General features: G+C 64.4%; 16 protein-coding genes. 5 read left to right on the forward strand and 11 right to left on the reverse strand.

Annotated features, from left to right (window positions below; translation table 11 throughout):
• Window positions 1–70 precede the first annotated feature (70 nt).
• From ACREBX_RS00270 to ACREBX_RS00310, 9 genes are all read right to left on the reverse strand, one after another.
• On the reverse strand, window positions 71–316 hold the full coding sequence (locus ACREBX_RS00270) for a hypothetical protein (protein ID WP_192647239.1): 246 nt from the start codon (window positions 314–316) through the stop codon (window positions 71–73).
• 23 nt (window positions 317–339) lie between these two features.
• Window positions 340–609 carry a hypothetical protein gene (locus ACREBX_RS00275; protein ID WP_431559753.1) on the reverse strand — a complete coding sequence of 90 codons (270 nt, stop codon included), beginning with the start codon at window positions 607–609 and terminating at the stop codon, window positions 340–342.
• 30 nt (window positions 610–639) lie between these two features.
• Window positions 640–903, reverse strand: a complete 264-nt coding sequence (locus tag ACREBX_RS00280) for a hypothetical protein (protein ID WP_431559754.1) — start codon at window positions 901–903, stop codon at window positions 640–642.
• Window positions 904–926: 23 nt separating this feature from the next.
• Window positions 927–1,220: a hypothetical protein gene (locus ACREBX_RS00285; protein WP_431559765.1), complete on the reverse strand. Its 294-nt coding sequence runs from the start codon at window positions 1,218–1,220 to the stop codon at window positions 927–929.
• A 34-nt stretch (window positions 1,221–1,254) separates the two neighbouring features.
• The gene (locus ACREBX_RS00290) at window positions 1,255–1,554 is read right to left on the reverse strand and encodes a hypothetical protein (protein WP_431559755.1); all 300 of its coding nucleotides are present in this window, start codon (window positions 1,552–1,554) and stop codon (window positions 1,255–1,257) included.
• A 51-nt stretch (window positions 1,555–1,605) separates the two neighbouring features.
• Complete coding sequence (pspC, locus tag ACREBX_RS00295; protein WP_431559756.1) at window positions 1,606–1,986, reverse strand: envelope stress response membrane protein PspC; 381 nt, start codon at window positions 1,984–1,986, stop codon at window positions 1,606–1,608.
• A 1-nt stretch (window position 1,987) separates the two neighbouring features.
• On the reverse strand, window positions 1,988–2,263 hold the full coding sequence (gene pspB, locus ACREBX_RS00300) for an envelope stress response membrane protein PspB (protein ID WP_093509607.1): 276 nt from the start codon (window positions 2,261–2,263) through the stop codon (window positions 1,988–1,990).
• Window positions 2,264–2,275: 12 nt separating this feature from the next.
• Window positions 2,276–2,938, reverse strand: coding sequence for a phage shock protein PspA (gene pspA, locus ACREBX_RS00305; protein ID WP_431559757.1), 663 nt, complete (start codon window positions 2,936–2,938; stop codon window positions 2,276–2,278).
• Between the two features lie 119 nt (window positions 2,939–3,057).
• The gene (locus tag ACREBX_RS00310; protein ID WP_156419602.1) at window positions 3,058–3,228 is read right to left on the reverse strand and encodes a hypothetical protein; all 171 of its coding nucleotides are present in this window, start codon (window positions 3,226–3,228) and stop codon (window positions 3,058–3,060) included.
• A 179-nt stretch (window positions 3,229–3,407) separates the two neighbouring features.
• Here ACREBX_RS00310 and pspF point away from each other — a divergent pair, with 179 nt between their 5' ends.
• On the forward strand, window positions 3,408–4,436 hold the full coding sequence (gene pspF / locus ACREBX_RS00315) for a phage shock protein operon transcriptional activator (RefSeq protein ID WP_431559758.1): 1,029 nt from the start codon (window positions 3,408–3,410) through the stop codon (window positions 4,434–4,436).
• A gap of 279 nt (window positions 4,437–4,715) precedes the next feature.
• On the opposite strand, the gene ACREBX_RS00320 is transcribed toward pspF, so the two are convergent.
• Window positions 4,716–5,225 (reverse strand): hypothetical protein, encoded by a 510-nt coding sequence (locus tag ACREBX_RS00320; protein WP_431559759.1) that lies wholly within the window; start codon window positions 5,223–5,225, stop codon window positions 4,716–4,718.
• Window positions 5,226–5,453: 228 nt separating this feature from the next.
• Here ACREBX_RS00320 and rplU point away from each other — a divergent pair, with 228 nt between their 5' ends.
• The 3 genes from rplU to ACREBX_RS00335 all read left to right on the forward strand — a co-directional run bounded on the left by rplU (window position 5,454) and on the right by ACREBX_RS00335 (window position 7,119).
• On the forward strand, window positions 5,454–5,951 hold the full coding sequence (rplU, locus tag ACREBX_RS00325) for a 50S ribosomal protein L21 (RefSeq protein ID WP_431559760.1): 498 nt from the start codon (window positions 5,454–5,456) through the stop codon (window positions 5,949–5,951).
• Window positions 5,952–6,000: 49 nt separating this feature from the next.
• Window positions 6,001–6,270, forward strand: a complete 270-nt coding sequence (gene rpmA / locus ACREBX_RS00330; RefSeq protein WP_431559761.1) for a bL27 family ribosomal protein — start codon at window positions 6,001–6,003, stop codon at window positions 6,268–6,270.
• Between the two features lie 240 nt (window positions 6,271–6,510).
• Window positions 6,511–7,119 carry a GNAT family N-acetyltransferase gene (locus ACREBX_RS00335; protein ID WP_431559762.1) on the forward strand — a complete coding sequence of 203 codons (609 nt, stop codon included), beginning with the start codon at window positions 6,511–6,513 and terminating at the stop codon, window positions 7,117–7,119.
• A 131-nt stretch (window positions 7,120–7,250) separates the two neighbouring features.
• Here ACREBX_RS00335 and ACREBX_RS00340 read toward each other — a convergent pair whose 3' ends face one another.
• On the reverse strand, window positions 7,251–7,853 hold the full coding sequence (locus ACREBX_RS00340) for a DUF937 domain-containing protein (RefSeq protein WP_431559763.1): 603 nt from the start codon (window positions 7,851–7,853) through the stop codon (window positions 7,251–7,253).
• Between the two features lie 179 nt (window positions 7,854–8,032).
• Between ACREBX_RS00340 and ACREBX_RS00345 the strand changes: the two genes are divergently transcribed.
• Window positions 8,033–8,431 (forward strand): DUF3597 domain-containing protein, encoded by a 399-nt coding sequence (locus tag ACREBX_RS00345; protein WP_431559764.1) that lies wholly within the window; start codon window positions 8,033–8,035, stop codon window positions 8,429–8,431.
• The last annotated feature ends 64 nt before the right edge of the window (window positions 8,432–8,495 follow it).

Consider the following 8,495-nt stretch of genomic DNA (forward strand, 5'->3'; position numbering starts at 1 on the left):
CTCCCCTGTCAGCCGCCGGACGGATGGCGACTGACAGGGGAGCGGGCCGGTGCCGCGCGGGCCGGGGTGATTAGAGGTCGACCCCTGCCGCGATGGCTTCGAGCTTGCGCAGCCGTTCCTTGAGGTCGGCGATCTCGATCCGCGACCCCGCGTGCGGGACGCCCGGATCCTGCGCGAGCGGCGCGTGGCCCGCGGCGAGTTCCTCACGCTTGAGCTGTATCCAGTCGCGCCAGCCGCGCAGCGCGACCAGGCTGACGATACTCAGCGCGGTGAGCGCGATGGCCGCAGCGGTGAAGTCGGGGGTGATGAAAGCCATGAGCGTTGCTCCTTTTCCGGCATTCAGATTTTGCTGTTGTCGCGCAATTTCTCGATTTCCTGATCGAGCGTGACCGCGCGGTTGTGGTCGGTGGCGATGCGTTCGAGCACCTGGATGCGATCTTTCAGCGACCGGATCTCGGCCTGCAGCGCCTTGGTCTCGGCATTGTCGGCGGTGTTGCCGACGAAAAATTCATTGCCCTTGTTGTCGCGGCGGATGCCGTGCTTGGCGCGAATGATGCTGCCGATCGTCACGATGAGGACGATGCCGATGACCATTTCAAAGGGGTTCATGGGGAAGAATCCTTTCCGTAAATCTTTGTTTTAGTTCAGCGGGGCGTCGCGCAGCTTTTCGATCTCGTCGACGACATCAATTCCCTTGTCGGTAACGATGCGCTCGAGAACGCGGACGCGGGCCTCCAGCCGTTCGGTTTGCGCCGCATATTGCGCGGCCTTTTCGGCGGTTTCGTGCGTGATCGCCTGGAACTGCTTTTCCTTGAATTTCAAGGTCCGCTCATAAGCGGCGTAGCCGATGGCCAGCGTGACCGGCAGCCCGACGACGATGGCGAGAATGAAGATGACTTCCATGTTCGTTCCTCTCAGTTCGACGCCTAGTTCGAGGGGCGCCGCAGCGCTTCGATCTCGTGGCTCAGCCGGTGGCTCTCGTCGGTGACGATGCGCTCGATCACCGCGAGGCGATCCTTCACCGAACCGAGTTCGGCGCGCAGCTGGGCATTTTCCTGGCTGATCAGCTTGACGCGCTCCATCGCCTCGTCGCTGGTCTTCGGATAGACCGCCTTGCCCCAGCTGTTTTCGAGCGGGTAGCCGTTCTTGACGCGGAGCCAGGTGGTGAAGACCCAGCTACCGAAGCCGGCGATAGCGATGATGGCGAGGACCGGGGCCATGTTGTTCAGGACGATGTTCACTGTCTTTTCCCTCTCAGCGCAGGCGGTCGATCTGGCTGGCGAGCTCTGCCGCCTGGCCGTTGCTTTCGGTCGCGATGCGTTCGAGCACCGAAATCCGTTCTTCCAGACGGCTGACCTGCCCCGCCAGCTTGGCGTTGTCGTCGGTCAGCAGGGCGATTTTTCGATCAGCGTCGGGGTCGGTTCGATGAACCGTGCCGCCCCATTCATTCTCAACGGGATAGCCGTGCTTGGCGCGGATCCAGGTGGTGAACATCCAGCCGCCGATCGACAGTGCGATGATGGCGAGGACAAAAGTGGTGCCACCGAAATTCATGTATCTTCTCCCTGTTGCCGTTTCCGCTTGAGGCCCGATCAGCGGCCCGATTTACCGGAGAGCGTCGATCTCGTCCGCGAGGCGGCGGTTATGGCTCGTGTAATATTGCTCGATGTCGGCAAGCCGGCGGTCGATGTCGCGGAAGCGCGACTTGATGTCGCGGGTCGATGCGGTCGGGTTGCTACGCACGCCCTGCCAGAATTTCGCTTCCTCGGTCGAGCCATAGAGCGCGAAGGGTTTCGCGGTGCCCATCCAGGCGACCATCCAGTAAGCGATCAGCGTCCACGGGAAGCCGCCCATCAGGGTCAGGAGAACCGCGCCGACACGAACCCAGAGGACGTCGATCCCGCTATAATCCGCGATTCCCGAACACACACCGCTCCATTTGGCGTTCTGCTTGTCGAGGTAGAATTTTGTGCGGCTGGCAGACATCTCAGTTCCTCCGGCTATTGTTTTCGAGTTGCGCCAGGTCTTCATCGCTGCGTACCGCGGGGCGGAAGTCGGGATGGTCGGCGCTGATGATGCGTTCGACGGTGTGCAGGCGGTTTTCGAGCCGCCGGGCGGTATCGTAGAGTTCGTCGAGCAGCTGTTCGTCTTCTCCGGTCAGCGTCTTGGCCTGCTTCCACTTCGTGATGTAGTGGAGGATCAGCCAGGGCAGACCGAGGAAGAGCGTTCCGATGACGATCGGGACGATGATGATTTCTTCCATCGGTCCGGCTCCTTAATTCTTGGCCTGCGCGGCTTTCAGCGCGGCGAGCTCGTCGGCGACCTTGTCGGCGGACTGCAACTCGGCGATCTCCTCGTCGAGCGACTTTTTGTAGCCGAGGCTCAGCGCATCGGCGCGGCCTTCGGCTTCGTCGACGCGGCGTTCGAGGATTTCGAAGCGCGAGAAGGCGTCTTCGACCCGGTCGCCGTTGGTCATTTCGCGCAGCTTGTAGCGATTCTCGGCGCTTTCAAGGCGGTTGACGACGCTCGACTGGCGCGCGCGCGCTTCGCTCAGCTTTTTCTGCAGCTTGGCGATGTCGTTTTCATAACCCTTGAGCGCGTCGTCGAGGACGGCGATTTCGCTCTTCAGCCGTTCGGCCATGTCGCCGGCCTTCTGCTTTTCGACGAGCGCGGCGGTGGCCAGGTCTTCGCGGTCCTTCGACAGCGCGAGTTCGGCCTTTTCCTTCCAGCTGTCCTGCAGGCTTTCGAGCTTGGCGATGTGGCGGCGCATTTCCTTCTGGTCCGCGATCGTGCGGGCGGCGGAGGCGCGAACTTCGACGAGCGTTTCGTTCATCTCGAAGATGATCTGGCGGATCATCTTTTCGGGGTCTTCGGCCCGATCGAGCAGGTCGGTGACGTTGGCGGCGATGATGTCGCGGGTTCGTGAAAAAATACCCATTTTGAAACTCCTGTCGAAAATCTTGAGACCCAGTGTCTTTTTTTAGAGGGCGTCTGTTTTAAGAAAAGCTGGTGCCGGGGCGGGGCAAGGGGGGAGAGTGCCCCGGCACCAGTTGCCGGTCAGGCCAAAGCGCTGACCGCCGGGGACATGACAGCGGCAACCAGCGGGCCGGCGGGGGTGCCGGTGACGCTGGCGGCGACCTGCGGCTGGTCGATCACGCCGACGAGGATGGCCAGTGCACCGACCGCGCTGAGCGCGAAAGTGGCGGCTTGGGCAAACATCGTTTTCATGGATCAACCTTCCCTGTGGTTTTCGCTGCGCCGGCACGATCTGCGCCGGTTCGTCTGAAACAATGCATAGGGCGTGCCAATTGCGCGCGCCCACAGAAAACCGCCGAACTTCACGCCGGAATCGCATCCCAACTCGATTTGACTTGCCAATGAGCGGGAAAATTTGCCAATGATTGGGAATGGAGCGCGAGACCCAATTTATCGGCCAATCGGCGGCGTTTCAGGACACGGTCGAACGCGCGAGCCTCGCGGCCTCGCTCGACCGCCCGGTGCTGGTGATCGGCGAGCGCGGAACGGGCAAGGAATTGATCGCCGAGCGCCTCCACCGCCTGTCGACGCGCTGGGACCGCCCCTATGTGATCCTGAACTGCGCCGCGATGCCCGAGACGCTGATCGAGTCCGAATTGTTCGGGCACGAGGCCGGCGCCTTCACCGGCGCGACGCGCACCCGCGCGGGGCGCTTTGAGGAGGCTGACGGCGGCACCTTGTTCCTCGACGAACTCGCAACGATGTCGATGGGGGCGCAGGAACGCCTCTTGCGTGCGGTCGAATATGGCGAGATGACGCGCGTCGGCTCGTCGCGCCCGATCCGCGTCGACGTGCGCATTGTCGCCGCGACGAACGAGCATCTGCCCGCGCTCGCCGCGGATAACCGGTTCCGCGCCGACCTGCTCGACCGCCTGTCGTTCGAGGTCATCACCCTGCCCCCTTTGCGCGCGCGCGAAGGCGATATCGAGGTGCTCGCCGAATATTTCGGGCAGCGCATGGCCGCGGTGCTCGGCTGGGACGAATGGCCGGGCTTCGGCCCGCGCGCGCTCGCGGCGATGGAAGGGCACGACTGGCCAGGCAATGTCCGCGAACTCAGGAATGTGATCGAGCGCGCGATCTATCGCTGGGCCGACCCCGAAAAGCCGGTCGACACGTTGAGCTTCGATCCGTTCGCAAGCCCGTGGCAGCCGGTATCGCGCAAGGCCCCCGCAAGGCCCGAGGCGTCCGCCCCGGCGCCGGCGAACGACGCAGCGCACGCCCCCGCTCCGCCCTCGGGCCCGGTTAGTGACTTGCGCGCGGCGGTCGACGCATATGAAAAGCAGATCCTGTCCGACACGATGGCGCGCTGCCGCTTCAACCAGAAGGTCGCGGCCGAGGCATTGGGGCTGAGTTACGACCAGATCCGCCACGCGCTGAAGAAGCACGGGCTGAATCAGTAGCGCGACTCCGCTCGACATCGTCATGCCGGACTTGATCCGGCATCCCCGACCACGCCCGCCGAATGGGCCCCGGATCAAGTCGGTGACTGTCCCTTTCGAACATGTAGCTGTTCCCCGGCGGAGGGTGTTGGGAGGCACGTGACTCCCAACACGGCCCAGGGCGTCATCGGGCAACCATGGCTTTCCAACGCTCTGGACCCCGGCCTTCGCCGGGGAACAGCCGCTTTCATGTCGCAAGGGGATGATCGCCGATCAAGTCCGGGGTGACGAAGCGTGAAACTATTGCCCCGGCAACTGCGCGTTCAACGCTTCCAGCACCGCATCCTGCGTCGAGGCCAGATCGGCGAGCCGGTCGCGCAGCGCGTAGATGTCGGGAAGCCCGTCGATCTGGTCGTCGACGCTGCGCTCGATATAAAGGCGATCAATATCGGCGAGCGCCGCGGTGAGCGGCGCGCGTGCGGCGGCGAGGCGCGAGATCGCCTGCTCTGCGACGACCCAGCGCTCGCTGGCGACGGGGGCGCCCGCGGCCGCCGAAACCGCCGTCGCCGTCGCGGCGCGTTCGGCGGCAAAAGCTTGCTGCCCGGCGGCGCCATCCGATTCCCAACGCTGAAGCCGTCCGGCAAGGTCGGTGGGCAGCGGCCCCGGGGGCGCGACGACGACCGCGGGGGGTGCGACATCGAATCGCCCCTCGACCGCGCGCTTCGCCAGCGAGGGTCCGTCGTTGGCCTGCGTCGCGGCGCAAGCCGGCAGCGACAGGAGCAGCGGGACAAAAAGAAAGGCGCGCTTCATCGCCGCCCCTGATATGGGCGCGTCGGCGGCGCAGCAAGCACCGAATCGGCGCCGCGCGCGATAATCGGCGCAGCCCCGCGCTTTTGGATGAAAAGCACGGGATTTGGCGGTTGACAGCGACGGCTTGGCTCGCTAGTGGCGCTGACTTTCCCGCATGCCGGAAAAATCGCCTGCTTTGGCGGGTGACTGGCAGCGTGGGTGTTTTAGTTTCTGATTGGATGGAAGACCATGTTCGCAATCGTGCGCACGGGCGGCAAGCAGTATCGCGTCGCCGCTGGAGACAAGATCGCCGTTGAAAAGATCGACGGCGAAGCTGGCGACACCGTGTCGCTGGGCGACATCCTGCTGGCCGGTGACGGCGGCGAAGTGAAGAGCGCCGACGGCCTCGTCGTTTCGGCCGAGATCATCGCGCAGACGCGCGGCGAAAAGGTCATCGTCTTCAAGAAGCGCCGCCGGCACAATTATCGCCGCCGCAACGGTCACCGCCAGTCGCTGACGCTGCTGCGCATCCTCGCCGTCGGCGATGCCAAGAAGGCCGCGCCGAAGAAGGAAGCTGCTCCGAAGGCAGAGGCCGCTCCGGCCGCCGAAGCCAAGGCTGCACCGGTCGAGAAGAAGGAAGCCGCGCCCAAGAAGGCTGCGGCTCCGAAAACCGAAGCCGCTGCCGCTGCCGAAGCGCCCGCAAAGAAGCCCGCTGCCAAGAAGGCAGCCCCCAAGAAGGAAGCCTGAGCGCGGCAACGCGGCTCGGCCTCTGAAAACGAATTAAGGAGCATCAGTCATGGCACATAAGAAAGCAGGCGGTTCTTCGCGCAACGGTCGCGACTCAGCCGGCCGCCGCCTTGGCGTGAAGAAGTTCGGCGGTCAGGAAGTGATCGGCGGCAACATTATCGTGCGTCAGCGCGGCACCAAGGTTTACCCGGGTGTCAACGTTGGCATGGGCAAGGACCACACGCTCTTCGCAACCGCCGAAGGCCACGTCCGATTCCACGATGGCAAGCTTGGCCGCAAATTTGTGTCGGTCGACGCCATGGCGGAAGCAGCCGAATAAAGGACGATCTGCACGGGTCGTCCATCAAGGGATGACCCGGAACGGTCCTTTCCGCACCAGCGGGAACAACGTTCGAAAAGAGGGAGACGGGTCACCCCCGGCCTCCCTTTTTTCTTGCCTGAAATCCGTTACTTGAGACGGCCGGGCGCGAAAACGGGGCCATCCATCTCCCTCCATATCGAATGTCGTCAAAGCGTCACCATCTGGCGCCAAGGCGACAGGCATTGGGAGTTAGAAGACATGTTCGCGCGTACCGAAAGACTGTTGCTGCGGCCCGGCTGGCAGGAAGATGCCCCGGCGCTCGCGCGTGCGATCGGCGAGGAAGCGGTGGTCCGCAATCTCGCGACCGCGCCCTGGCCCTATGGCGAAGAGGAAGCCCGGAAGTTCCTGAGCCTGCCCGTCAATCCCGACCAGCCGCGTTTCCTGATCTTCGCCCGCACCGGCGGCGCGCCGCGCCTCGTTGGCGGATGCGGCATTTCGCCTAGCCCGGACGACGATCTGGAGGGCGCGCTCGAAATGGGTTACTGGATCGCGCGGCCCTATTGGGGCCTTGGTTTCGCGACCGAGGCGGGGCGCCAGCTCGTCCATATCGCGCGCGCGATGAACCTGCCGAAGCTGTCCGCCGGCCATTTCCTCGACAATCCGGCGTCGGGCGCGGTTCTGCGCAAGCTCGGCTTCCGCCCGACCGGCAAGGTCGCGCAGCGTTACAGCCTGGCGCGCGGCGGCGAAGCGGCGGTCGCCTTGTTCGAAGAAGGTGACGCCGATGCCGATGGCGCCGTCACCCCGATGCGAAGCCGCATCGGGGTGGACGAGGATTTCCGTGAGGAATTGCGCCTGATGGCGGCGTGAACAATCTCCCCTCCCGCAAGCGGGAGGGGTCGGGGGTGGGCCAGCAACGTCGCGATTAGCCCACCCCGCTGCGACTAGCGAACAAGTTCGCAAGTCTCGCTGCCCCTCCCGCTTGCGGGAGGGGTCAGCAGTCACCCCCGCATCTTGTTGACCATGCCCATGATGTCGTCGAGCGGATTGCCGTCGCCGTCCATGTCGAGCATCTTGCCCAGACCACCGAGGCTGCCGAGGCCGCCCGCCGAGGGGGCCGCGCCGCCGCCCATCGCGCCGCCGAGCACATTGCCGAGCATACCGCCCAGACCGCCCGAAAGCCCGCCGCTTTCGCCGCCCTGACCGCCCTGCTTCGCCATATAGCCCGCGGCCATCATCGCGAGCATCGGTAGCATCTGTTTGAGGATACCCGAATCGATCCCGGTCTGCGTCGCAGCCTGCCCCGCGACGGTGCGGCTGACATCCTTCGACCCGAAGATCTGGCCAAGCACGTCATTGCCCTGATCGACCGGGGTCGGCTGCGATCCGAGCACCGAGTCGAGCAGGCCGCCGCCGCCCAGCTGGCCCAGCAGACCGCCGAGTCCTTCAACCCCACCGCCCGATTGCGCCTGTTTCTTGAAACCGCCAAGGATCGCGGGAAGCAGCGCGTCGGCGCCCTGCTTGGCCATCGCGGGCGGGATGCCCAGCTCTTTGGCCATCGATTCGATGCCGCCGGCCTGTGCCAATATGTCGGTGAGATTCATGTCGTCATACTCCCGCTTCAACGCGGATCGAACACCGCGCCGATACGAAGGAGTATAGCAGCGTGCGAGCAGAGGACGAGTCGGTCTTTTGACTGTCATTCTCAAATGCATAGTCCTAGCTTGCAGCTGTTCGACTCGCCTCTTCCGGGTTGGGCCGCTTTTCTAGTGGGAGCTACACAATGAGCATTTTCGGCAAGATCAAGGACGCCATCTTCGGCAAGAAGGCCGTCGCCGCAGAACCCGCCGCCCCGGCAGCCCCCAACCCCGTCGGCTCCGCGCTCGACGCCGCGACACAAGCCATGGCAGCCGCTGCCGCCGCGCCGGTCGATGTCGATGCGATCCTCACCGCCGAGGCCGCCACCGCCGGGCAGGATCTCAACTGGCGCACCTCGATCGTCGATCTGATGAAGCTGCTCGGCATCGATTCGAGCCTCGCCAACCGCAAGGAACTGGCGCAGGAACTCGGCTATACCGGCGAGCTCGACGGCAGTGCCGAAATGAACATCTGGCTGCACAAGGCGGTGATGCGCGAGCTCGCGGCGAACGGCGGCAAGGTGCCCGCCGACCTTACCGACTGATCCTCCTACGCCCTCCCCTTCAGGGGAGGGCAGCGAGACTTGCCAGCTTGCTGGCTTAGTCGCA

Origin of the sequence: Sphingopyxis sp. (assembly GCF_050725655.1) — a bacterium.
Classification (GTDB): domain Bacteria; phylum Pseudomonadota; class Alphaproteobacteria; order Sphingomonadales; family Sphingomonadaceae; genus Sphingopyxis.